This is a genomic window from Dehalococcoidia bacterium (assembly GCA_025060295.1).
Taxonomy (GTDB): Bacteria; Chloroflexota; Dehalococcoidia; order Lucifugimonadales; family HRBIN23; genus HRBIN23.
The window spans coordinates 182,347-204,761 of the sequence record JANXCH010000001.1 but is presented as its reverse complement, the minus strand read 5'-3'; the positions used below and the strand labels follow the sequence as shown (position 1 = coordinate 204,761).

Annotated in this window: 23 protein-coding genes; 6 read left to right on the top strand and 17 right to left on the bottom strand. The window is 62.3% G+C overall.

Annotation, left to right across the window (positions count from 1 at the left end; translation table 11 throughout):
* Nucleotide 1 precedes the first annotated feature (1 nt).
* The 10 genes from NZ951_01085 to NZ951_01040 all read right to left on the bottom strand — a co-directional run bounded on the left by NZ951_01085 (nucleotide 2) and on the right by NZ951_01040 (nucleotide 7,099).
* Nucleotides 2-199, bottom strand: a complete 198-nt coding sequence (locus tag NZ951_01085) for a hypothetical protein (GenBank protein ID MCS7206524.1) — start codon at nucleotides 197-199, stop codon at nucleotides 2-4.
* Nucleotides 200-278: 79 nt separating this feature from the next.
* Nucleotides 279-638 (bottom strand): NADH-quinone oxidoreductase subunit NuoK, encoded by a 360-nt coding sequence (gene nuoK / locus NZ951_01080; GenBank protein ID MCS7206523.1) that lies wholly within the window; start codon nucleotides 636-638, stop codon nucleotides 279-281.
* Nucleotides 639-640: 2 nt separating this feature from the next.
* The gene (locus tag NZ951_01075) at nucleotides 641-1,183 is read right to left on the bottom strand and encodes an NADH-quinone oxidoreductase subunit J (GenBank protein ID MCS7206522.1); all 543 of its coding nucleotides are present in this window, start codon (nucleotides 1,181-1,183) and stop codon (nucleotides 641-643) included.
* Nucleotides 1,183-1,737, bottom strand: coding sequence for an NADH-quinone oxidoreductase subunit I (locus NZ951_01070; GenBank protein MCS7206521.1), 555 nt, complete (start codon nucleotides 1,735-1,737; stop codon nucleotides 1,183-1,185). Before NZ951_01070 ends, NZ951_01075 begins: the two co-directional genes overlap by 1 nt.
* Complete coding sequence (nuoH, locus tag NZ951_01065; GenBank protein ID MCS7206520.1) at nucleotides 1,737-2,945, bottom strand: NADH-quinone oxidoreductase subunit NuoH; 1,209 nt, start codon at nucleotides 2,943-2,945, stop codon at nucleotides 1,737-1,739. Before nuoH ends, NZ951_01070 begins: the two co-directional genes overlap by 1 nt.
* On the bottom strand, nucleotides 2,945-4,048 hold the full coding sequence (locus NZ951_01060; protein ID MCS7206519.1) for an NADH-quinone oxidoreductase subunit D: 1,104 nt from the start codon (nucleotides 4,046-4,048) through the stop codon (nucleotides 2,945-2,947). Before NZ951_01060 ends, nuoH begins: the two co-directional genes overlap by 1 nt.
* 2 nt (nucleotides 4,049-4,050) lie before the next feature.
* Nucleotides 4,051-4,497 (bottom strand): NADH-quinone oxidoreductase subunit C, encoded by a 447-nt coding sequence (locus tag NZ951_01055; GenBank protein ID MCS7206518.1) that lies wholly within the window; start codon nucleotides 4,495-4,497, stop codon nucleotides 4,051-4,053.
* Nucleotides 4,498-5,124, bottom strand: coding sequence for an NADH-quinone oxidoreductase subunit B (locus tag NZ951_01050; protein ID MCS7206517.1), 627 nt, complete (start codon nucleotides 5,122-5,124; stop codon nucleotides 4,498-4,500).
* Nucleotides 5,118-5,510 (bottom strand): NADH-quinone oxidoreductase subunit A, encoded by a 393-nt coding sequence (locus tag NZ951_01045; protein ID MCS7206516.1) that lies wholly within the window; start codon nucleotides 5,508-5,510, stop codon nucleotides 5,118-5,120. Before NZ951_01045 ends, NZ951_01050 begins: the two co-directional genes overlap by 7 nt.
* 89 nt (nucleotides 5,511-5,599) lie before the next feature.
* Nucleotides 5,600-7,099 carry a hypothetical protein gene (locus NZ951_01040; protein ID MCS7206515.1) on the bottom strand — a complete coding sequence of 500 codons (1,500 nt, stop codon included), beginning with the start codon at nucleotides 7,097-7,099 and terminating at the stop codon, nucleotides 5,600-5,602.
* A 163-nt stretch (nucleotides 7,100-7,262) separates the two neighbouring features.
* On the opposite strand from NZ951_01040, the gene NZ951_01035 reads away from it, so the two are divergent.
* The 3 genes from NZ951_01035 to NZ951_01025 are packed head-to-tail and all read left to right on the top strand — an operon-like array spanning nucleotide 7,263 to nucleotide 10,439.
* Nucleotides 7,263-8,642: an MmgE/PrpD family protein gene (locus NZ951_01035; GenBank protein MCS7206514.1), complete on the top strand. Its 1,380-nt coding sequence runs from the start codon at nucleotides 7,263-7,265 to the stop codon at nucleotides 8,640-8,642.
* A 39-nt stretch (nucleotides 8,643-8,681) separates the two neighbouring features.
* Complete coding sequence (locus NZ951_01030; GenBank protein ID MCS7206513.1) at nucleotides 8,682-9,932, top strand: Zn-dependent hydrolase; 1,251 nt, start codon at nucleotides 8,682-8,684, stop codon at nucleotides 9,930-9,932.
* Between the two features lie 57 nt (nucleotides 9,933-9,989).
* The gene (locus NZ951_01025; protein ID MCS7206512.1) at nucleotides 9,990-10,439 is read left to right on the top strand and encodes a hypothetical protein; all 450 of its coding nucleotides are present in this window, start codon (nucleotides 9,990-9,992) and stop codon (nucleotides 10,437-10,439) included.
* 53 nt (nucleotides 10,440-10,492) lie between these two features.
* On the opposite strand, the gene NZ951_01020 is transcribed toward NZ951_01025, so the two are convergent.
* From NZ951_01020 to NZ951_01005, 4 genes are all read right to left on the bottom strand, one after another.
* Nucleotides 10,493-11,803 (bottom strand): DUF1015 domain-containing protein, encoded by a 1,311-nt coding sequence (locus NZ951_01020; protein MCS7206511.1) that lies wholly within the window; start codon nucleotides 11,801-11,803, stop codon nucleotides 10,493-10,495.
* 63 nt (nucleotides 11,804-11,866) lie between these two features.
* Nucleotides 11,867-12,289 (bottom strand): vitamin K epoxide reductase family protein, encoded by a 423-nt coding sequence (locus NZ951_01015; GenBank protein ID MCS7206510.1) that lies wholly within the window; start codon nucleotides 12,287-12,289, stop codon nucleotides 11,867-11,869.
* A gap of 14 nt (nucleotides 12,290-12,303) precedes the next feature.
* Nucleotides 12,304-12,987, bottom strand: a complete 684-nt coding sequence (locus tag NZ951_01010; GenBank protein MCS7206509.1) for a DsbA family protein — start codon at nucleotides 12,985-12,987, stop codon at nucleotides 12,304-12,306.
* Nucleotides 12,988-13,002: 15 nt separating this feature from the next.
* Entirely contained in the window at nucleotides 13,003-13,779 is a 777-nt protein-coding gene (locus tag NZ951_01005; GenBank protein MCS7206508.1) for an enoyl-CoA hydratase/isomerase family protein, read from the bottom strand.
* Nucleotides 13,780-13,867: 88 nt separating this feature from the next.
* Here NZ951_01005 and NZ951_01000 point away from each other — a divergent pair, with 88 nt between their 5' ends.
* A complete protein-coding gene (locus NZ951_01000; protein ID MCS7206507.1) occupies nucleotides 13,868-15,148 on the top strand; it encodes an MFS transporter in 1,281 nt (426 codons plus the stop codon).
* Nucleotides 15,149-15,158: 10 nt separating this feature from the next.
* Here the strand turns inward: NZ951_01000 and leuS are convergent, their stop codons facing one another.
* A complete protein-coding gene (leuS, locus tag NZ951_00995) occupies nucleotides 15,159-17,903 on the bottom strand; it encodes a leucine--tRNA ligase (GenBank protein ID MCS7206506.1) in 2,745 nt (914 codons plus the stop codon).
* A gap of 118 nt (nucleotides 17,904-18,021) precedes the next feature.
* Between leuS and NZ951_00990 the strand changes: the two genes are divergently transcribed.
* Both NZ951_00990 and NZ951_00985 read left to right on the top strand, forming a co-directional pair.
* Nucleotides 18,022-18,816, top strand: a complete 795-nt coding sequence (locus tag NZ951_00990; protein MCS7206505.1) for a 3-oxoacid CoA-transferase subunit A — start codon at nucleotides 18,022-18,024, stop codon at nucleotides 18,814-18,816.
* Between the two features lie 9 nt (nucleotides 18,817-18,825).
* Nucleotides 18,826-19,497 (top strand): 3-oxoacid CoA-transferase subunit B, encoded by a 672-nt coding sequence (locus NZ951_00985; protein MCS7206504.1) that lies wholly within the window; start codon nucleotides 18,826-18,828, stop codon nucleotides 19,495-19,497.
* A 3-nt stretch (nucleotides 19,498-19,500) separates the two neighbouring features.
* Here NZ951_00985 and NZ951_00980 read toward each other — a convergent pair whose 3' ends face one another.
* Both NZ951_00980 and NZ951_00975 read right to left on the bottom strand, forming a co-directional pair.
* Nucleotides 19,501-20,949, bottom strand: coding sequence for an NAD-dependent malic enzyme (locus NZ951_00980; protein MCS7206503.1), 1,449 nt, complete (start codon nucleotides 20,947-20,949; stop codon nucleotides 19,501-19,503).
* A gap of 14 nt (nucleotides 20,950-20,963) precedes the next feature.
* Complete coding sequence (locus NZ951_00975; protein MCS7206502.1) at nucleotides 20,964-22,403, bottom strand: ACT domain-containing protein; 1,440 nt, start codon at nucleotides 22,401-22,403, stop codon at nucleotides 20,964-20,966.
* Nucleotides 22,404-22,415 lie beyond the last annotated feature (12 nt).

Below are 22,415 nucleotides of genomic sequence, written 5' to 3'. Positions count from 1 at the left end.
CTCACAACTTCCTTAGTATCTCCTCGGCCACATGCTCCCGCCCTTTGGGCACATACACCACGAAGGGGCAGTGCTCCCTCCAGTGGGTGATATCCCCCTCAGGCAGGATACGGGTCGGGAGGCCTTCCGCCTCCAGGGTGTTCTTCCACATCTCGGCGGCCATGAGGTTTGGCACCCGTTTAAAGGGTACCCACGACATCTGCACACCCCTCTCTGTTGCCCGATGCTGTGGTTACCGGACCGTATCCCACAAAGTGGCCATCTCCGATTCCTGCGTCCTAGTTCTTCATCGTATCCAACCGCGTGGCGTCCGCCGTCTCCCGCTCCCGGTACACCGCCAGAATAAGGGCCAAGACGAGGGCTGCCTCGGCTGCAGCGACCGTAATAATAAACACTCCGAACACCTGCCCCGTCAGAACCGCTGGCACTCCTTCTGGGGCTACAGCTGCTCCACGCAAGGCCAGGGGTGTGATATATTTGGACACCGCCACCCCCGCCAACAGCACCGCATTGAACATCACCTCAAGGCCCATGAGCATGGCGATGAGATTGCGCAGGGACAAAACACCAAACATGCCTATGCAGAACAGAACAGCCGACAACACAAGGTAGTGGGTCAGGCCAATCGGTGCAAGCATGGTTACCGCTCCCGTGCGATGACCAAGGCTCCAATCAAGGCAGCCAGCAAGACGACCGATACCGCCTCAAAGGGCAGGACAAACTCCCGCACCAGTAATCGTCCTAAAGAAGGGGTGGGGTTCACTGCCACTTCAACCAGGGCATCCTGCGTCTCGGAGGGGAGGGGAACATTCGATAGAAGGTGCCACGGCGTCGCCAACACGACGAACACCAGCAGGACAAGCACCAAACCCGACAGGAGGAACACCCATCCCTGGTAGCGATGGGGAGCGTTAGCCTGCACGATATCCCTGGTGAGCAAGACAGCAAACACCACCAGGATGGACACCGCCCCCACATAAATGAGCACCTGCACCACTGCCAGGAACTCGGCGTTCAGCATGACCAGAAATCCCGCCACTGCCAAGAACACCACCACCATCGCCACTGCCGCCTTGAGCAGATCCCGCATAAACACCATCAGCCACGCAGCCACCACCGTCCCTATCGCCGTGCTCCACCACACTAGGGCGAAGAAGGGGGATGTCTCACCGCCGGTGGGCATTACCGCTCCTCCACCCAGCGCCCCTGCATATCGGCCAGAGAGGGAGCCTGGTGGCGTCCCACCTCGTGCCATTCCAGAGGACGGTCGGTATGGGGATTGTAGCCCTTGCCCTCCAACTGGGGGCGGAACCAGGTGCTCGGCCGCTTCGGGGCGCGGCGCAATTCGTCTATCGTCATCACCAAATCTTTGCGGGTGTAGCGCGCTCGTTCAAACCCACTCCCCATATGCAGGGCGTCGTACGGGCACGCCTCCACACACAGCCCGCAGAACATGCACCGGGCCAAGTCAATGTCAAACACCTCTAAAGCGTACTTCTCTCCCTCCTGGGTCTGCATCCCACTGGGGCGCGTCACAATGCGGATGATGCCCAGGGGACAAAACTTGGCGCAGGAGGCACACCCCGTGCACCGCTCCTCATACCAGACGAAGTCCTCGCCGCGGAAGCGGGGGTGTTGGGGCACCCGCTCCTCAGGGTATTGGATGGTGAAGGGCTTGCGCCGAAAGTTGGTCAGAGTTACCAGCATCCCCTTGAGGAGGCCAAGCCCATACGGCATTACCGCACCTCCGCCGAAAGACGCACCGGCACCACCGAGGCGGTAGGTCGCTTCCCCCACCGCTCCATCAGGGTGCTAAAGACCACCAGACACGCCCCGGCCACCGCCCAGTTGATCACCACCATCCCCCACAACTGGGCGGTAGTAGGCTGGGGCCACAGCCACACTTCCATCCCCGTTACCACTAGGTTGATGAGGGCCAGAGGCATAAGCACCTTCCAGGCGAAGCCCATCACCTGGTCAATGCGCAGGCGGGGCCAGGTGGCCCGCACCCAGATGAACAGAAACACAAACAGCAGGGTCTTGAGCAGGAACCACAGGTGCGAGGGGAGCACCTGTGGCCAGCCCTGCGGCACGAAGGGGTTCTCCCACCCTCGCAGGAACAGGGTGGCCATAAGGGCCGAGGAGACCACCACCCCCCCGAACTCCGCCAACTGGAACAGCCCGAAGCGCATCCCCGTGTATTCAATGTGGTAGCCGGCGATGATCTCCGATTCGGCCTCCATAAGGTCAAAGGGGGTGCGGTTCAACTCGGCGCTGGTGGCGGCGAAGAACACGAAAAACCCCAAAGGCTGGAGCAGGAGGAAGGGCAGGCGTTGCGCCTCCACCACCTGCACCAGGGACAGAGACCCCGCCAAAAGCACCAGCCCCACCAGCGCCAACACCAGGGGCACCTCATAACTGATCAGTTGGGCAACGGCGCGCATGGCCCCGAACATTGCGTACTTATTGCCCGTTGCCCACCCCCCCAAGAAGATGGCCAACGTGGAGATACCCGTTACCGCCACCAGGTAGAGCACCCCTATATTCAGGTTGGCCAGGTAGGAGTTCTGCCCAAAGGGAATAACCGCCGTGATGAGGAACAAAGGGGCGGCCATCATCACGGGGGCAGCGGTGAACAGGAGCACATCCGCCCCTCGGGGCACCACATCTTCCTTCAGAATCAGTTTGATGATATCGGCGAAGGGCTGGAGAATGCCGAAGGGGCCGACACGATTGGGCCCCAAGCGTGCCTGGAACCGTCCTAGCAGGCGGCGCTCCGCGTATACCATCCCCGCCGCCAGCAGGAGTACCCCGTTGATCAGCAGAAACATAATGGTGAACCCCGCCAGAAAATAGGCCAGCCACCCCAACGGGGCGGGCAGCACACCGTCCAAAAAAGCGTAAATGTTACGGTAGATGCTGTTCTGGGCGAGCCACGGCCCCATTAGCGATCCACCTCCCCCATATTGATGTCAATGCTCCCGAAAATCACTATCAGGTCAGCCATTTTCCACCCCCGCAGCAACTCCCGCAGGGGCGTCAAGTTGATAAAGGAGGGGGAGCGAATCTTACAACGGTAGGGTGATATCCCCCCGTCGCTCACCAGGTAGAAACCCAGTTCCCCCTTCGGGGATTCCACATGGGCATAGGCCTCCCCGGGCGGGGGGCGGAGGAAGAAGGGCACGGGGGCACGGGCGGGGCCAGAGGGGATATCCCGCACCGCCTGCCCCAGGATGCGCAGGCTCTGGCGCATCTCCTGCAAGCGCACCATCATGCGGTCGTAACAGTCACCGTGAGTTCCCACCGGAATGTCGAACTCCAAGCGGTCATACACATCGTAGGGGTCCACTTTCCGGATGTCCCACTGCACACCGCTAGCGCGGAGCACCGGCCCGCTCACGGAACAGTTGATGGCCACCTGCGCCGGCAAAATGCCCACCCCCTTGGTGCGAGCCAGAATAACCTCGTTTTCTGTCAGCAGGTGCTCCAACTCGTCCAGGTAGTGGGGCATCTCACTCAGGAACTGCTGGATGGCGGGCCAGAAGTCTGGCGGAGCATCCTGGAATACACCACCAGGACGCATATAACTGAAGGTGATGCGCGCTCCACACAACATCTCCATCAGGTCCAGGATGCGCTCCCGCTCACGGAAACAATACATCAAGGGCGTGGCGAAGGCTCCTAAGTCTTGCAGAAAGAAGCCCGTGGCTACCAGGTGGCTAGCCAGGCGGGACAGTTCCGCGGCAATAACCCGCAGATACATTCCCCGTTCAGTGGGGCGGATGCGCGCCAGTTTCTCCACCGCCAGCACATAGGCGTGGTTGTTGGTCATAGAGGATACATAGTCCAGGCGGTCGGTAAGGGTAACGATCTGGGTATAGGCCCGCTCCTCGGCCAGTTTCTCGGTGCCCCGGTGCAAGTAGCCGAACACCGGCTCCAGGTCTTGCACTACCTCCCCATCAAAGAGCACCCGTAGGCGGAACACCCCGTGGGTGCTGGGGTGCTGGGGGCCTATGTTGATAATGACCGGCTCGCCCTGCAGCGTCATGGCTATGCCCCGAGATGGTCTTTACGCAGAGGGTGTCCCGGAAAGCCCTCCCATGTCAGGATGCGCTTCAGGTTGGGGTGTCCAGCAAAACGCACCCCCATCAGGTCATACACCTCCCGCTCCTGGTAATCGGCCCCCTGCCAGACCGACACGACGGAAGGAACGGTAGGCTCATCCCGCCCATAAACCTGCACCTTGAGCACCAGGGAGTGGTTGTGGCGGATGGACACCAGGTGGTAGACCACTTCAAAGTATTCAATATAGTCTACCCCGGTGATGGCCACCAGGTAGGTCAACTCCAAGCCGGGCGTCTCCTTCAGCAGACGGCAGACCTCTAGGAGACGCTCGGGGTGCACCCAAAGGGTGTCCCCTTGAGCGCGCACCACCGACCCCGGCACCCCCTCCTCTACCTTCTTCCCAACTTCGGAAGCCAGGAGGGGCTTGGTCATCTAGAACCCTGCTTTCTTGCCTGCGATACTATAGCGACGGATTTTCTCGTGCAGTTGCATAATGCCGTACAGGAGGGCGTCGGGACGAGGCGGGCATCCAGGCACATACACGTCCACAGGCACCAGGTGGTTGACCCCCGGCACCACGCTGTAGATGTTGTAGTACGGCCCTCCACAGGTGGCACACGCCCCCATCGAGATCACCCATTTGGGTTCCGCCATCTGTTCGTAGATGCGTTTAATGGCGGGGGCCATCTTCCACGTCACGGTGCCGGCGACAATCATGAGATCCGCTTGGCGGGGCGACGCCCGGAAGGCCTCCATCCCGAAACGGGCGATGTCAAAACGGGACATGGCGCTGGCCATCATCTCAAAGGCGCAACACGCCAGCCCAAAGGCCACAGGCCACACCGCCGACTTGCGCCCCCAGTTCAGCAGAGCATCCACAGTGGTTACCAGAACATTGCGTTGCAGATCCTGGGGCACCTGGATGAGAGGGTCAGGGAAGGGCTGGGTATGGGTCGCTTTGAGGAGGTTGATTTCCTCGCCCTCGCGGCGGTCCAGGTCGCCCGTCTGGGTATACAGGGGCGCACGGACTGTCGGTTCCTGCTTCGGCGCGGTTACCATTGCAGAGCCCCTTTCCGCCAGGCGTAAGCCCATCCCACGGTCAAAATCCCCAGGAAGACCAGCATCTCCACCAGGGCAAATAGCCCCAGGCGTTGGAACTCCACCGCCCAAGGGAATAAGAACACCGCCTCCACATCAAAGATGACGAACAACAGAGCATATAAGTAATAGCGGAAATTGAAGCGCTCCCACCGCCCCCCAACAGTCTGCATCCCGCACTCGTAGGTGTCCAGTTTGGTGGGTGTGGGCTTGTAGGGGCGAATGCGCAAGCGATACAGAAGCCAAGAAAGGAGGAGCATGCTGGCTGGGACGAACACCGCCAGGCCAGTGAAGATCACGATGAGGCCGTATTGGCGGTAGTAGTCAGCCAGGAGCGGGTCGGTCATCCGATGAGCCCTCCCCCTCGTTTGCAGATACTATAGCACAGGGGGGAAGGCCGTGCAAGTGAGAGCGCTCACAAATCCCTGCGGCAGGTCTACAAGCGCCCCCGAGCTACGGTCATCCGCAGGACCTGGCTTACCAAGATAGCAACACCCCCTAAAGCCCCAGCCACAAGTACAGCCGCGAACGCCGCTTGCAGGCTTTCGGTCTTCAGGCGTTCCAATACCTGCCCCAGCCCGGGCAGCGCCTGCACCTTAGGCCCCACCGCGCCCACCAATCCCTCCCGACCCCCTTCCCAGAACACCAGGATGAGGGCCAGGGCCATCACCCCCCAGACCCATATCACCCAAGGCAGGTGGATAAAGGCCACTGCACGGGTGCGCCAGCGCACCTGCTCAGGGCGGACGCTAGTTACCTCTTTCCAACGGTCATCGCCCCCATACAGGGCACGCACCACCCGGGGTAAGACCAAGTCCCGGTTGCCCAAGTAGGAACACAGGGAATGGTCGCTCACGGGGTTGTCGGTGTTAATCACGCGCCGCCGTTTCACCTGGCCAGGGTCCAGTCCCGCTTGCCGAAGGATGGAGTCGGACACCGGCCCCGCGGGAACGGGGTCCAAACGGGCGTAGAGGTCTACCCAATAGAAACGTCGGCGCAGGTCCTCTAAAGCGAGAACCTGGCCCGCTCCCCTCACAGCTGAATCTAGAGGCAGGGAGAAGCGCCGACGGGCGTAGGAACTGGAGTTGTGGGCCAAGGCAAAGATGCGATTAATACCGCTCCCCAGAGTGACCAGGGTGAGGCGCTTGGGGTGGAGGCGAAGTGCCTGTCCCACGGGACTCCCCTCGGCCAAAGCGTCATAGGCGATGGCGCATCCCTGGGAATGGGCCACAATGGTGATGTCGCTTACCTCTGGGCGGACGACCATCTCCACCAGGCACCGCTCCACGATGCCGCGGATGTTGGCTGCCCAGGCACCATCGTTCACATACCGATAGGTGTCGCCCACCACACGGATGAGGAAAGGCTCTATGGCGAGGACAGGGGCGATCGTTTTCCCCAGTAGGCCCATCGGCCCTAGGGCAGACGGAAGGGGAAGCAACATCAGGACTTGCAAAAGCGCTAGCACTGGTAGGAACACCACCCCGGCCACCAGCAACAGGATGGCCAGGGTAACCAGCCACGCCACATGGGCAAGGCGTGTCCCCCAGGAAAAGGTGGGGGTGTGGTTTCTCACCGCAGGAGCGCCACGGCCTGTGGGGTCAAAAGTGGCATCGTTGGCCGCATCGCGGAGGCCAGCCCATAAAAGGGACACCTGCGCACGCACCTGGGGCCACAGCCAGCCCAACACTGCCGTGGCCCTTGGCGGTGGAAAGGCGTCAGCCCAGTAGGCCTCCACAAACTCAAACTCCTCCACCCCCTCAGGGGCTGTAACCCTTAGATAGGCTGTGGCGCGTTCCCCCACCTGGAAGCGCCGTTCCACCTTCCCCCCAGCCTCCTCCAGAAAGTCGGCAACAGCGTTCACCAGTTCCGCCAGAAACTCTCCGCGCCTTTGCCCCTCGCCTATACCGTGGATGGCGATAATGCCGTGCACCATAAGATACCTCACGTCGTAGGTTAGCTATTATGCACATGTGCGTGCCAGGGGTGAAAGGCACTGACATATGCCTACGATCTGCACCTGGTGTGCGGCCTTCCCTTCTTGACAGGTCGCTCCCCAACGGCCACCATGCCCCTGAGTGCATAGTCAGGAGATGACAATGCCGGCGGTAACCGAAACCCTCGCCCGTTTCGTTTCCACCCTTTCCTACGAGGACATTCCCCCCGAGGCTTTGCGCATAGGCAAGGAAGTTATTCTGGACTGCCTGGGTGTTGCCCTGGCAGGCTCTGTGGACGGCGTCGGGCGGATCGTCAAAAGCGTTGTTCGTCAGATGGGGGGCAAACCTGAGGCCACTGTCATCGGTGCCCCGTGGAAGACCTCCGCCGCCCAGGCCGCCCTGGCGAATGGAGCTATGGGCCACGCCTTGGACTATGACGACATGGGTATGAGTGTGGGACATCCCACTGTGCCGGTGCTTCCCGCTGTGCTGGGCTTGGGGGAGCACCTGCACGCCTCGGGCAAGGAGGTGCTCACTGCCTTCATCGCCGGCCTGGAGGTGGAGGGGAAACTGGCGGCCGCCGGCCAGGAACTGTACAGCCAGGGTTTCCACTCCACCAGTATCTACGGCACGGTGGGTGCGGCTGCTGCTTGTGCCCGTCTGTTACACCTCCCGCCCGCCCAGACCCAGATGGCCCTGGGCATCGCTGCTTCCCTGTCCGCTGGCCTCAAAGATAACTTCGGCACCATGACCAAGCCCCTGCACCCCGGCCACGCTGCGTGGGGGGGAGTGATGGCGGCGCTTTTGGCGCGCGAAGGCTTCACGGCCCGCGCTGATGTGTTGGAGGCTCCCTACGGCTTCATGGACGCCTTCGCCGGCAAGGGGCGCTGGGACGCGGAAAAGGCCATCACAAACCTGGGTAGCCCCTTTCACATCCTGCATCCTGGCATCACCCTTAAGAAATACCCCTGCTGTGGAGGTAACCATCGGGTGCTGGACGCCTTGTATGCCCTGCGCCAGCAGACCCCCTTCACCTGGGAGCAGGTGGACAGGGTGGTGGTGGAATCGGGGCCCGTTTTGCCCCTCGTCTTGCAATACACCATTCCCCAGACAGGCTACCAAGGCAAGTTCAGTTTACACTTCAATGTTGCAGCCGCCCTCGTGCTGGGCCACGTGGTGCGCGACACCTTCACCGATGCAGTGGTGCGCGACCCCCGCATTCAAGAGATGATGCGCCGGGTGGAGTGGAAGGTGGTGGCCGAAACGGGCGACATCCTCCACCAGGGCACACCCGTAACCGTGTACCTCAAGGATGGTCGTGTTTTACGCCATCCGGGAGACTTTATCAAGGGCGATCCCCAACACCCCCTCTCCCGCCAGGAAATTCTGGACAAGTTTTCCGACAATGCTCGCCTGGTGCTGTCCCGTTCTGCCCTGCTCAAAACCATCGACCTGGTGTTGGGATTGGAGGGCGTAGAGGATGTTACCCGCGTGATGCGCCCTCTGGCCGTGCGCCTTCCTGGGGATGGGAAGCAGGGATAGCGCTACATCGCCCTCCTGGGTCGCCGTGAGGAGGCTACAATGGCTCTCCCCTACCTAGAGGCCTCGCCTCAACGCCTGGAGCGCGACCTTATGGCCTTGGCCCGCTTCACCCAGCCCGACCTGCCCTATACCCGTTTGGCCTTCAGCGCCGAGGACCGGCAGGCGCGCCAGTGGGTCGTGGAGCAGATGCAGGCGTTGGGTCTGACCGTGCGCATAGACCCTGCCGCCAACATCATCGGACGGCGAGAGGGCCAACAACCTCACCTCCCTGTGCTGATGACCGGCTCCCACATAGACACCGTGCGTGCCGGTGGGCGCTTTGACGGTATGGTGGGCGTCGTGGGGGCGTTGGAGGTGGTGCGTCTGTTCAACCGAGGGGGGATACGCACCCGCCATCCCCTGGAGGTGGTGGTCTTCACCTGTGAGGAGCCCACGGCCTATGGCTTCTCCCCCTTTGGGAGCCGTGCCATGGCGGGGCAACTGGATATCGCCCAGGTGCACACGGCCACCTTTCCCGACGGACGACGCCTGGTGGACCTCCTCAGGGGTATCGGGGGCGATCCCGACCGCCTGGCCGAGGCCCGCTTAGACCCCGCCCGTGTGCTGTGCCACCTGGAACTGCACATTGAGCAGGGGGCGGTAATGGAGCGCCAGGGGTTACAGGTCGGCGTGGTAACCGCTATCGCCGCTCCCTGTCGCGCCGTGGCCCGCTTCCGAGGGAGGGCTGACCACGCCGGAGCCACTCCTATGGACGAGCGCGCCGATGCCCTCTGTGCCGCTGCCGAACTGGTTCTCTGTGTGGAGCGCCTGGCGCGCTCCTATGCCGAGATGGTGGGCACTGTGGGCTTCCTGCAGGTACATCCCAACATGGTCAATGTCATCCCAGGGCGAGTGGACATGCACCTGGAGGTGCGTTCCACATCGGCGGAGGACCTGACCCTAGCTCGCACCAGCTTGGAAAAGGAGATTCACGCCATAGGTCGGCGTCGGGGAGTGGAGACGGAGTTCGCCTGGACGCACTGCGACGAACCCGTCACCATTCCCCCGAGGGTGCGCCAGCGCTTGGAACAGGCCTGCCAGGAGACGGGTGTGCGGTGGGCGCCCATAGTGAGCCGTGCGTCCCACGACTCGGCGCGCTTGGCCGCTGTCATCCCCGTGGGAATGCTCTTTGTTCCTTCCCGTAACGGCCTCAGCCATTGCCCGGAGGAGTGGACCGACTATGACCACGTGGCCGTAGGGGTGTCGGTCCTTGCTCGTGCCCTGCTCCTGATAGACCAGTTCGGCCTGTGAACCTCGCCAGGTGCTCTTGGACACCGCGTAAAATAATAGAGGGTAGAGGTGGTGGCCATGGGTGCGCAAGAGATTCACCGAGCCATAGCCCATCTGCGGCTCCTGATCGCAGACTTGCAGGGACGGGAGGAGGCCCTCCGAGCAGCCTGCCAGCAGTTCCGCGTGCAGGTGCGCCGCCTTTCCCGCCGCGCCTTATATGGGGCCACTTCCCTAGACCTGTCCCTGGCCAGCATCGGGGAGGTGGAGGAGCGCCTGGAAACGGCGGAAAAAACCCTTGCCCGTATCGTGCGCCTCAAGCAGCAGGCCCAGGAGGAGTTGCACGCCTTGCAGTTGACTCTTTCCATAGAAGAGGCTAAGGGCCAACTGGCCGAACTTCAGGCCCGCCTGCGTGCTGGCGACACCGACATCACCCTGTCCGCCGAGGTCCACCGACTGGAGGCCTTCATCGCCGAGAGGAGCCAGCAAGCCGCCCGTACCATCGCCCAGCCCCACGAGCCATCTCCCTAAGGCGACACCGGAAACCCTGGTGTGCCTGCGGGGTATCATTGTCCTGCGCTCGCTTAGGGTGGGGGGAGCCTCCCCACGACGGGATAGATGACCAGCCCCGCTGGCAGTTTGGGATAAAAATAGGTGCTTTTGGGAGGTAGGCGCAAACCGGCCTCCACCACGGCCACAAATACTGCCCAGGGTATGGGGCGCAGAAGATACGCCAAGGAGGCCTCCCCCCGATTCAGGTGGTGCCACACCTCCTCTAGGCTGTGCACGAAAGTCACCTTGCCTTGGGGAAGGGCGTCCTCCTTGCCCAAGGCTGGCCTCAGCAAACCCTCATGTAAGACCCATGTGTCGCATTTCAAGAGGGCGGGGTGGGGGGCACGGTCAGTTAAAACACCTGGCCGTAGGTGCAGGAGGCGTATTCTCCCCTCCTCTCTATCGGCACAAGCGATGGCCACGTCCCCGCCGGGCATGCTGTCCAGGATAGCCCGAACAGTGTCCAGGGTGAGGGGCCAGGAGGCCTCGGAGGGTGTGAACATCCGCTCCTGGTGCATCTGCAACGACCGGCGCTCCTCGTCCGTCAAAGGGCCGACAAGGCGGTGAAAGGCCTCCACCACCAGACCGGGGTCATCCATGCTGACCAGACACATGGGCACGAAGTGGAAGGCGTCGTCGGGGTGGGAGGAAGTAGAGGCTTGACACATAGCCTCGTAGGCTAGGGCTGTCTCGTAGCGATGGTGCCCGTCAGCCAAGTAGACGGGCTGATTCTCCAAAGTAGTGCGCAGCGCCCTCTGTAGGACTCTATCGGTAACCACCCACAGGCGATAGGTGGTGGCGTCCCAGCCCTGGGCCTCCACCTCGGGAGCGGTGGCCGTTACCTCATCTAAAATCTGTTGCACACGGTTATTGGGGCGGTAAAGGGCAAGAATGGGGCTGAAACTAGCCTGCGTGGCCTGCAGAAGGCGGAGGCGGTCCTGCTTGGGGCCGGGAGAGGTGTGCTCGTGGGGGAAAACCACCCGGCGCTCATAGGGTTCCAGGCGCACCGCTCCCAGCAGTCCTCGCCGTGTGCGTTGTCGTCCCCCATAGGGGAAAACTTCCTGCAGGACATACAAAGCGGGGGAACTTTCCCGGCCCAGCACCCCCTCGGAGAGCCACCGCCGATACAGGGAAGCGGCGCGCGTATATACATTGTCCTCGGGGGTATCGTCGGGGAAGATGAGGCCGTATTCCAGGCGGATGATGTTGTAGGGACTGCGTTGGTACAGAACCCCTCGCTGGTCCACCCGCACTACATCATAGGGTGGGCTGATCACCCGCGAGAGATCATCCACCGCCGAGGGACGATAGCGTAAGCCTTGGAACGGGCGCACATCTACCATAGGTGTTCAGCTCCCCTTCGTGGCGTGGGCTCGGAGGGATGCTTCTCAACGGGCGTCAGACATTCACGCCCATGCCTTCCACGCCCGCCAAAAGGTTATCGGGGTCAGCAAGGCGAGAAGCACCGCCGAATACACGCACCAAGTACAGATCGCCTTAATGACAAAAAGTTCCAGCCAAGTTAGGTAGGCCGAGAAGCCCAGCCCACCCAGGGCTAAGATGAAACTCCCCACAGTCCCCACCCGCTGGACGGCGGGCATCCGCCCCTCAACCAACGGCACAACGCCCAACACCACATACACCAGCAGGCCCAACAGGGCCACCGGCACCCCCCACAAGGTGGCATAGGGGCTGTTCTGCACAACGGCACAGCCCTCCGACGCCACACACACCGGGGTGGTGCCCAGGTAGTGGACAATGGTCAGATAACCTGCAACCCCAATACCCTGCCCCGCCAAACAGGCCTGTAGCCAACGGCCCCAGTCCATAGAGAGCCGCTGCTTTACGGCGACAGGCCGCGGCGACGCAATGCGTCGTCCAGAACGAGACGAAACCGTTCCCATGGCATCAGCCCCCGAATCATCTGTCCGTCCACGATAAAGGTGGGGGTGGAGTTGACCCCCAAGCGCCTTCCCTCTTGAAAGTCCTGCTCCACTTTGGACAAGGTGCGCCCGCTGTCCAGGCAGGCATCAAACTGGGCACCGTCTAAGCCCACCTCCCTTGCCCAGGCTTTGAGGTTACGTGGGGAGTAGGTACCCCGATTTTCCCCAGCCTGCTTGTGGAACAGGGCATCGTAATATTCCCAGAAGCGCCCCTGCTCCCGGGCGCATTCAGTGGCCTGGGCGGCCAGCCAAGACTCGTTCCCCAGGATGGGGAAGTGCACAGCGCGCAGATTGACCAGCCCCCGTTGAATATACTCTTGACGCAACTTTGGTTCGCTCTCCCGAGCGAACTGCCCGCAGTACGGGCATTGAAAGTCGAAAAACACCGTCAGGGATACGGCATTGGGAACCGGGGTAACCTGGGGGAAGGGGGTTGTCAAGAGGGGTGCGCGGCGAGGGGACTGGGCGATGCGGGCCACGAGTACCAGCACCGCCACCAATACCAGCCCCAGCCCCACTGCGCCCCCCAGCACAAGGGCACGGCGTGAACGGCCTCCCTCGGGTTGACGCTTTCGGCGCGCCATCACGGTTCCTCCTATTTATCGTCCCTGGAAGCGGGGTTCGCGGCGCTCCAGCCAGGCCCTGGGCCCCTCTTTGGCGTCCTCCGTGGCGTTGACCACTGCGGCGGCTTCCGCCGTCTGATGCAGGGCCTCCGTAAAGTCTGTTACAGCCAGGAAACGGTAAGCCAAGACCTTGGCCGTGTTGATGGCCACCGTCGGCCCCGTGGCCAATCTCTGGGCATACTCCCGCACGCGCTGGGGGAACTCCTGGTGAACAAACACCGCCTGCACATAGCCGAGGCGGAAGGCCTCCTGGGCATCGATTAAACGGCCCGTCCAGATCAGGTCCAAGGCGTTGGACAAGCCGATATGCCGCGGCAGAAGCCACAATCCCCCCTCGGCAGGGATGGTGCCCATGCGCACATAGGCCATGCCGAACCGCGCCCTGTCGGAGGCGAGGCGGATGTCACAGAGGGAGGCTAGGTCCATTCCCCCGCCCACGGCCGGCCCGTTGATGGCACCGATAACAGGCTTCGGGAATTGCCACAAGGCCTTGGCCACTCGGTGCACGGTGGGGGGAAATGCCCCCGAAGATTGCCGTTCGGCCAAGGTGCGGGGGTTGGCTCCGGCGCAGAAGGCCCTGCCCATCCCCGTGAGGATGACCACGCGCACCGAGGCGTCCTCGGCAGCGACGCCCAATGCGTGGGCGATCTCCTCCTGCATGCGGGGTGTGGTGGCGTTGAGGGTCTCGGGGCGATTGAGGGTGATGGTGGCGATACCCCCTTCCCTTTCGTAAAGGATGTCTTTATACTCCATACCTAGCACCGCTCACGGGAGCCTTGTGCTTCTATGGTAGCATAGTGCACCCCCTTGGGTAGGACGGGCGCACAGGAAGGGTGAGAACATGGCCCACCACCCGATCACCGCTCTGAGCAGGGTTGTGCGGGCCCCGCGCATTTTCTATGGTTGGTGGGTTGCCCTTGTGGGGGCGGGGTTCCAGGCCCTTGTAGGAGCATTGTTCTTCCATGGGTTCGGCACTTTTTTCGTGGCCCTGCAACGGGAGTTCGGGTGGAGCCGCACCATGCTGTCAGGTGCCTACTCTTTTGCCCGGTTAGAAGGGGGGTTGTTGGGGCCTGTGGAGGGCTTTTTTATTGACCGGCTCGGTCCCCGACGGATGCTTATCGTCGGGTTGGCTCTGTGCACGGTGGGGTATGGCCTGTTCAGTTTGACAAACACCCCCGCCTGGTTTTATGCCAGTTTTCTGGTGTTGGCGTTAGGCTTCAGTCTGGCGGGATGGTTAACCCTTTCGGCGGCGGTGAACAACTGGTTCATTCGTCGGCGGGCGACGGCCGCCTCGTTGTTAGGCATCGGGCTGAGCGTGGGTGGATTGTTGGTGCCCCTCCTGGCCCTCGCCCTGGAGCGCTGGGGATGGCGCACCACCAGCGTGGGGGCCGGCATATTCCTCCTGATTGTAGGGGTGCCGATGGCCCTTCTGGTGCGCCGCCGTCCCGAGGATTTCGGCCTTTTGCCTGATGGAGCGCCCCATCCTCCGACCGCTCGGGGGCAACCTCCCCCTCCCGCAGAACCCGATTTCTCCCTTCGCCAGGCGGTGCGCACCCGTGCCTTTTGGGCCATCTCTCTGGGTCACTCGGTCGCCCTGATCCCCACAAATGCGGTGGTGGTGCACCTGGTGCCGTTTCTCTACAACGAGGTGGACCTGCCCCTGGCGGTGGCGGCCACGGTGGTAACTGTGAGCACCGCGGTGGGCATCCCTGCCCAACTGGCCGGGGGGCTCGTGGGGGATCGCGTGGATAAACGCATCGCCCTAACCGTGCTCACAGCAGGACAGGGGGTAGCACTGCTGGTGTTAGCCGTTACCCACAGTTTAGCCGTAGCGATGCTGTTTGGCGTGTTGCACGGGGTGGCGTGGGGGGCACGGGCGCCGTTCACCACCGCCATCCGAGGCGATTACTTCGGGCGGCGTGCCTTTGCCACCATCTCCGGGTCTATGAACCTTATCACCACCCTGGGCACCATCGCCGGCCCCCTGTTCGTGGGCTATGTGGCCGACAGGGTGGGCTACCGCCTGGCCTTCGTGGTGGTCGCCGTGGTAACGGTGATCGGTTCCCTGTGCTTCCTGGCGGCGCGCCGCCCTACCCCTTCCCCCCAGGCGGCTTCTGGGTAAGGCGACGGGCCTACTGGGTCACGATGTTCACCAGCATCCGCCCGGGAACAAATACGATCCGCTGCACTCTGCGCCCGTTCAGGTGGCGTTGCACGTGAGGGCTTTGTAACGCCCGCCGTTTGGCCTCCTCCTCGGGCAGGTCAGCGGGCACCGGAATCCTATCTCGCACCTTGCCGTCCACCTGCACCACCAGAGTAACCGTCTCGGCTGCGGCTAAAGTCTCGTCCCACTGGGGGAAAGACTGGGTGTGCACACTGAAAGCGTGGCCCGTCTGTTCCCATAACTCTTCAGCCAAGTGGGGCACAATGGGGGCCAACATCAGTATGGTTTTCTCCACGGCCTCGTGCCACAGGTCGGGCCCGATATCTGCCCTTTCCCATGCCTCCTGCAGGGCATTGGTGAAGTCCATAAGAGCGGCAATAGCCGTGTTGAACTGGAAACCGTCCAGGTCGTGATAGACCTTCTTAATGGTTTGATGGAGTTTGCGAGTGAAGATACGCTGGGAGGTTTCACGGACGGGCTTGCCCGCCAGGGCACTGGGCGGACGGCGCAACAGGTCCCACACGCGGTTGAGCCAACGAGTGGCTCCATTGATGCCCGAGACTGACCAGTCGCCCCCCTTCTCCCACGGTCCCAGGAACATCAGGTATACCCGAACCGTGTCGGCTCCCAGGCGTTCCACATAGGGATCAGGAGGCACCACATTCCCGCGGGATTTGCTCATTTTCTCGCCCAGGTAGGTGATAACGCCCTGGTTATACAGGCGCAGGAAGGGCTCGCTGAAGTGCAGAAGCCCCATATCTCGCAGGGCCTTCACGAAGAAACGGGCGTAGAGCAGGTGCATGACGGCGTGCTCGGCACCGCCCGTGTATTGATCCACGGGGAGCCAGTGGCGCACCAAGTCGGGGTCCCAGGGGCGGTCAGTATCCTTGGGGCTGATATAGCGCAGGAAGTACCAGGAGGAATCCACGAAGGTGTCCATAGTATCGCTTTCCCGGCGAGCGGGGCGCTGACACTGGGGGCAGGTGGTGCGCAGGAAGTTCTCGTGATACAGCAAAGGCGATTCCCCGGTGGGTTTGAACTGGGCGTCCAGGGGCAAAAGGACGGGCAAGTCCTTCTCGGGGACGGGGACAATGCCGCAGGCGGAGCAATACACGATGGGGATGGGAGTGCCCCAATAACGCTGGCGACTGATGAGCCAGTCCCGCATGCGGTAGACGACGGCCCGCTTGCCGAAGCCCTGGCGCTCGGCGTAATCGGCCATGGCCTGCTTGGCGCGGTCGTTGGGCATTCCTGTAAAGGGGCCAGAGTTGACCATCACCCCTGGCCCTTCCCACACGCGCTCCAAAGGCTTGCCGTCCCACCCCTCGGGAGCCACCACTACAGTGATGGGCAGACCGAACCTGCGGGCGAACTCAAAATCCCGCTGGTCATGCGCGGGGACGCCCATGACCGCTCCCGTGGCATACCACGCTACAGCATAATCGGCGGTGAAGATGGGCACCCGCTGGCCGTTATAGGGGTTGATGCAATACGTCCCCAGGAATATTCCTGTCTTCTCCCGCTCGGTGGAGAGGCGCTCAATGTCCGACTGCCTGCGGGCGTTCTCCACATAGGCCTCCACCTGGGCGCGCCGCTCAGGGGTAGTGAGAAGGGGCACCAAGGGGTGCTCGGGGGCAAGCACCAGGAAAGTCACGCCGTAGATGGTATCAATGCGGGTGGTGAACACGCGGATGTGCTTCTCGGGGAGGCCCAGGTGGGCGATGGAGAAATCCACCTCCACCCCCTCGGAGCGCCCGATCCAGTTCCTCTGCATGGTTAGGATGCGCTCGGGCCAGTCTACCAGCCCCGAGAAGTCCAAGAGTTCATCGGCATACTTCGTAATGCGCAGGAACCACTGTTCCATCTCGCGGCGCGTGATGGGGGTGGCGCACCGCTCGCAACGGCCATTGACCACCTGCTCGTTGGCCAAAACCGTCTGACAGGAGGGACACCACACCACTGGAGCGCGCGAGCGGTAGGCCAACCCATGCTTATAGAACTGTAAGAACAACCATTGGTTCCATTTGTAATACTCAGGGACGCAGGTATTCACCTCCCGTTCCCAGTCATAGATGGCCCCGATGGAGCGCAACTGCTTGCGCATGCGCTCTATGTTCTGCATAGTCCAGGTGAAGGGATGAATGCCATGGCGGATGGCCGCATTCTCGGCGGGGAGGCCAAAGGCATCAAAGCCCATCGGATGGAGCACCCGATAGCCCTGCATGCGCCGGAAGCGGGCATGGGTGTCGGAAGGAGCCATGGCATACCAGTGGCCAATGTGCAAGTCGCCCGATGGGTAGGGGTACATGGTCAATTCGTACCACTTGGGGCGGGCATCCCTGTCGGGGACACGATGAAGACCAGCTTGCTCCCAACGTGCTTGCCATTTGGGCTCAATAATCTGCGGTTCCCAGCGAGGCTCTGTGAGCACCCGTTCAAAAGTTACCCTTTGCCGTTCTCCATCAACCGCCACGACGCGCCAGCCCGCGTCTAACCACGCGCGCGCTTGGACATGGCTCCGCGTGTTGGCCCACCACTGGCGGTAATGACGGCTGGACGGGGGCAAAGGCCCGACCCCTCGGAAACCATACGCAGTTTCCCGCCACTCGGGCCGCCCCTGTTCCACCTCCTCAAAGGTCAAGGTAAGACGGATGTCGGGATACAACTCCAAAAGACGGCGCAGGGGGGCGTACTTCCCGTCTCGGGTCGGCATGGGCTTCCTCTCCCTTCCCTGGGCTTTCTTTCTATCGTAGCAGAAACGCCTGTCCCTTTTCCTGGAGGTGATGGGTATGATATATACAGCGCAGGTCCCGTGCACGGAGGTGCTGTAAGTGCCTATTCGCAAGGTTGTCCCCACCTTTCGGGAGGCGGTGGCCGATATCCCTGATGGGGCTACTCTTTTCCTAGACGGCTTCGGCGGGCCGGGAGGGATGCCCCACTTCCTCATCCTGGCCCTCTGGGAGCACGGGGCCAAAAACTTGACCATCATCTCCAACACGGCAGGCATCGCCATGGCCGCCGGCTTCGGGATGCCAGGAAGCAAACGCTACATTGACCACTCCATCCTGATTGAGAATGGGCAGGTGCGGAAGGTTATCGCCTCCTTCCCCGTAACCGCCAACCCGTCGGTAATGTCAGCTGCTGAGCGGGCCTGGAGGGAGGGGAAACTGGAGATCGAGACGGTGCCCCAGGGGACTTTGGTGGAGCGCATCCGGGCGGGGGGTGCGGGTATCGCCGCCTTTTACACCCCCACGGGGGTGGGGACGCTGTTGGAGCAGGGGAAGGAAAAGCGGGTGTTCAACGGGCGGGAGTACGTGCTGGAGACGGCCCTGACGGCGGACTACGCCTTCATCCGTGCGTGGCGGGCGGATCGCTTGGGCAACCTGGTATATAGGGGCACCTCCCGCAACTTCAACGCCGTGATGGCCACCGCCGCCCGCATCACCATCGCCGAGGTGGACGAGGTGGTGGAGCCGGGGGTGCTAGACCCTGACCATGTGCACACGCCGGCGGTTTATGTCAAGCGCATCGTGGTACGCCCCCAAGATGAAACTCCTATCCTTGCGGAGACCTATGAAAGGCTTCGCCAGCAACGGGCGGGGCAAGGTAACCTTTCTAGCAGGTGAGGCACCAGTATGGGCACCAAACAACGCCTCGACCGCGACGGCATCGCCATGCGCGTGGCCAAGGAACTGCCCGACGGGGCGGTGGTCAACCTGGGGATCGGCATCCCCACCCTGGTTTCCCAATATGTGCCCGAGGGACGGGAGATCCTCTACCAATCGGAGAGTGGAGTGCTAGGCTATGGCCCCTTGGCCGACCCCGGCGAGGAGGATATTGACCTGATCAACGCCGGCGGCCAGTTCCTCAAAAGGGTGCCGGGCATGGCCTTTTTCCACTCGGCCGACGCCTTCGCCATGATGCGGGGTGGACATATAGACATCACCGTGCTGGGCGCTTTGCAAGTCTCCCAGCGGGGCGACCTGGCCAACTGGTTCTACCCTGCGCGCGGCATTGGCAATGTGGGTGGGGCGATGGACTTGGCCGTGGGCGCCAAAAAGGTGATCGTGGCTATGGAGCACACCGATAAGCAGGGGCGCCCCAAAATCCTGCGGGAGTGCACCTACCCCATCACCGCCAAGGAGTGTGTGAGCCTCATCGTTACCGACCTGGCTGTGATAGAGGTGATCAGGGGAACAGGCCTCTTGCTGAAGGAAATTGCTCCCGGCTGGACGCCCCAAGAGGTGCAGGCCCTTACCGATGCCCCCCTGCACCTCGCCCCCGACCTGAAGGAGATAGAACTGTAGTCCCTACAGCCGTGTGAAATGGTACCGCCGGCGGGAGCGCTGGGCGACCCCGCTCCGATAGGCCGCTTGACCGACCGCTTTAGCCACGGCGCGCACGACCTGCTTATTAAACACGCTGGGGATAATGTATTCTGGGTTCAACTCCCGCGGCGGTATCACACTCGCCAGGGCTTCGGCGGCCGCCAGTTTCATTTCATCCGTAATTTGCCGTGCCCGCACATCCAGAACCCCGCGGAACATCCCGGGGAACACTAAAGCATTGTTGATTTGATTGGGGTAATCGGACCGCCCGGTGGCGATGATGGCAGCATAGGGGGACGCCTCTTCGGGGAAGATTTCGGGCACCGGATTGGCCAAAGCGAAAACGATGGGCTTGGGGGCCATCCGCTTCAGGTGCCCACTGGTCAGCACTCCCGGAGCCGACAACCCAATGAACACGTCCGCCCCCTCTACGGCCCGCATCAGGTCTCCCTGGAGGTTGTCGGGATTGGTATGCTCGATAACCCACCGGCGCACCCGGTGGGTGTCGGGGGTCAACATCCCCTTGTGCAGGATACCTTCCTTGTCGTAAGGGATGATATTCTTGGCCCCCGCTTGCACCAACAGGCGGATACAAGCGGAGCCGGCTGCCCCTACTCCACACACCACGATACGTGCCGTGTCCAGACTTTTCTGAACCAGCCGTAAGGCGTTGAGCAAGCCAGCCAAAATCGCCACCGCCGTGGCGTGCTGGTCGTCGTGGATGACGGGGATGTCCAGTTCCTCCTTGAGGCGGTCCTCAATGTCAAAGCAGCGGGGCGTGGCGATGTCCTCTAGGTTGATACCCCCGAAGCCGGTGGAGATGGCCTTGACAATGCGGACCACCTCCTCCACCTCCCGGGCTTGAAGGCAGAGGGGCCAGGCATCCACGCCCCCCAGTTCCTTGAAGAGCAGGGCTTTGCCCTCCATCACGGGCAGGGCGGCAGCAGGGCCTACATCCCCCAACCCCAGTACCCGACTTCCATCGGTTACGATGGCTACCGTATTGGCCTTGCTGGTGAGCGTCCACACCGCCTTGGGGTCGTCGCGAATGGCCAGCGAGACCCGCGCCACCCCCGGGGTATAGACCTTGGCCAAGTCGGTGCGGGTCTGCACCGGCACCTTGCTGGCGACGGCGATCTTCCCTCCCAGGTGGGCCAGAAAGACAGGGTCGGACACTTGCAGGACTTTGACCCCTGGCACACCCTTTATGGCTTTCACAATCTCCTGGGCGTGGGCCGTGTCTCGGGCGTTGATGGTAAAGTCCCGCACGATGATATCGCGGCTGGAATACACCAGGTCCACGGCCCCCATGTCGCCCCCTACCGCCCCCACCTGGACGCCGATAGTGCCCAACATACCGGGGCGGTTGGGGTATTCCGCCCGCACGGTGATGCTGTAGGTGATTTCGGGATAGCGTGGAGGTGTGGTCATAGCCGACCTGGGGTCTACACCCGCGTCATGTGCAAGCGCCGCCGGGAGCGCTGGGCGACCCCGCTTTTATAGGCCGCCTGCGCCACCGCTTTGGCGATGGCCGGCACCACCCGACGGTCAAACACGCTGGGAACAATATATTCCTCATTGAGTTCCCGGGGAGGAATCACGCTGGCGATGGCCTCGGCAGCCGCCAGTTTCATCTCGTCGGTGATCTGCCGTGCCCGCACGTCCAGCACCCCTCGGAACATCCCCGGGAATACGAGGGCATTGTTGATTTGATTGGGATAATCCGAGCGCCCTGTGCCGATGATGGCTGCGTAGGGTGCCGCCTCCTCAGGGAAAATTTCAGGCACCGGGTTGGCCATGGCGAACACGATAGGCTTAGGGTTCATGCGCTTCAAGTGTTCCGGGGTGAGCAGGCCGGGGCCGGATAGGCCGATGAACACATCCGCCCCTTCCACCGCCGTCATCAAATCGCCTTTCAGGCCCCGGGGATTGGTCTGCCGGGCGATGGCCTCCTTGTAAGGGTTCATATGTTCCCGACGCCCGGCGTAGAGGATGCCCTGGCGGTCGCACAGGGTGATGTCCTTCATCCCCGCCTTTAGCAAGAGCCAAGCGGTGGCGATGGCACTGGCCCCTGCCCCCAGGATGACGGTGCGTTGGTCTTGAAGAGTGCGCTTCAGGAGTTTACAGGCATTGGTGAGGCCCGCTAAGACCGCCACGGCGGTAGCATGCTGGTCGTCGTGCATCACCGGGATGTCCAGCTCCTTGACTAGGCGCTCCTCGATTTCAAAACAGCGGGGGGCGGCGATGTCCTCCAGGTTGATTCCCCCGAACCCGGTGGCAACAATCTTCACCGTCCGCACGATTTCATCCACATCTTTGGTGGCTAGGCAAAGAGGCCAGGCGTCCACACCCCCCAGTTCCTTGAACAGCAGGGCCTTCCCCTCCATCACCGGGAGGGCGGCGGCCGGCCCCACATCCCCGAGACCCAGCACAGCGGTGCCATCAGTAACCACCGCCACCGTGTTGGCCTTGCTGGTGAGCGTCCACACACTCTGCGGGTCATCGTGGATGGCCATGCTCACACGCCCCACTCCGGGGGTATACGCCAGGGAAAGGTCGGTGCGGGTCTTGAGCGGCACCTTGCTGTAGACACCGATCTTGCCCCCTAGGTGGGTGAGGAAGACCCTATCGGAGGCGTGGATGACTTTCACCCCCGGCACCCGGCGAATGGCCTTGACGATCTGTTGGGCGTGGGCGGTGTCCCGGGCGTTGACGGTGAAGTCCCGCACCATTACCGAACGGCTGGAGTGAATGAGGTCGACCGCCCCGATGTCGCCCCCGACTTCGCCGATGGCGGTGGTAATACGCCCCAGCATGCCGGGGCGGTTGGGATATTCCGCCCGCACGGTCACGCTATAGGTAACTTCGGGCTCTTTGGCAGGCACGGCTGGCTTCCT

Coding starts and splice junctions, on each gene's coding strand:
- NZ951_01085 (MCS7206524.1), bottom strand. CDS start 199: ATGTCGTGGGTACCCTTTAAACGGGTGCCAAACCTCATGGCCGCCGAG.
- nuoK (MCS7206523.1), bottom strand. CDS start 638: ATGCTTGCACCGATTGGCCTGACCCACTACCTTGTGTTGTCGGCTGTT.
- NZ951_01075 (MCS7206522.1), bottom strand. CDS start 1,183: ATGCCCACCGGCGGTGAGACATCCCCCTTCTTCGCCCTAGTGTGGTGG.
- NZ951_01070 (MCS7206521.1), bottom strand. CDS start 1,737: ATGCCGTATGGGCTTGGCCTCCTCAAGGGGATGCTGGTAACTCTGACC.
- nuoH (MCS7206520.1), bottom strand. CDS start 2,945: ATGGGGCCGTGGCTCGCCCAGAACAGCATCTACCGTAACATTTACGCT.
- NZ951_01060 (MCS7206519.1), bottom strand. CDS start 4,048: ATGACGCTGCAGGGCGAGCCGGTCATTATCAACATAGGCCCCCAGCAC.
- NZ951_01055 (MCS7206518.1), bottom strand. CDS start 4,497: ATGACCAAGCCCCTCCTGGCTTCCGAAGTTGGGAAGAAGGTAGAGGAG.
- NZ951_01050 (MCS7206517.1), bottom strand. CDS start 5,124: ATGGTAACCGCGCCGAAGCAGGAACCGACAGTCCGTGCGCCCCTGTAT.
- NZ951_01045 (MCS7206516.1), bottom strand. CDS start 5,510: ATGACCGACCCGCTCCTGGCTGACTACTACCGCCAATACGGCCTCATC.
- NZ951_01040 (MCS7206515.1), bottom strand. CDS start 7,099: ATGGTGCACGGCATTATCGCCATCCACGGTATAGGCGAGGGGCAAAGG.
- NZ951_01035 (MCS7206514.1), top strand. CDS start 7,263: ATGCCGGCGGTAACCGAAACCCTCGCCCGTTTCGTTTCCACCCTTTCC.
- NZ951_01030 (MCS7206513.1), top strand. CDS start 8,682: ATGGCTCTCCCCTACCTAGAGGCCTCGCCTCAACGCCTGGAGCGCGAC.
- NZ951_01025 (MCS7206512.1), top strand. CDS start 9,990: ATGGGTGCGCAAGAGATTCACCGAGCCATAGCCCATCTGCGGCTCCTG.
- NZ951_01020 (MCS7206511.1), bottom strand. CDS start 11,803: ATGGTAGATGTGCGCCCGTTCCAAGGCTTACGCTATCGTCCCTCGGCG.
- NZ951_01015 (MCS7206510.1), bottom strand. CDS start 12,289: ATGGACTGGGGCCGTTGGCTACAGGCCTGTTTGGCGGGGCAGGGTATT.
- NZ951_01010 (MCS7206509.1), bottom strand. CDS start 12,987: ATGGCGCGCCGAAAGCGTCAACCCGAGGGAGGCCGTTCACGCCGTGCC.
- NZ951_01005 (MCS7206508.1), bottom strand. CDS start 13,779: ATGGAGTATAAAGACATCCTTTACGAAAGGGAAGGGGGTATCGCCACC.
- NZ951_01000 (MCS7206507.1), top strand. CDS start 13,868: ATGGCCCACCACCCGATCACCGCTCTGAGCAGGGTTGTGCGGGCCCCG.
- leuS (MCS7206506.1), bottom strand. CDS start 17,903: ATGCCGACCCGAGACGGGAAGTACGCCCCCCTGCGCCGTCTTTTGGAG.
- NZ951_00985 (MCS7206504.1), top strand. CDS start 18,826: ATGGGCACCAAACAACGCCTCGACCGCGACGGCATCGCCATGCGCGTG.
- NZ951_00980 (MCS7206503.1), bottom strand. CDS start 20,949: ATGACCACACCTCCACGCTATCCCGAAATCACCTACAGCATCACCGTG.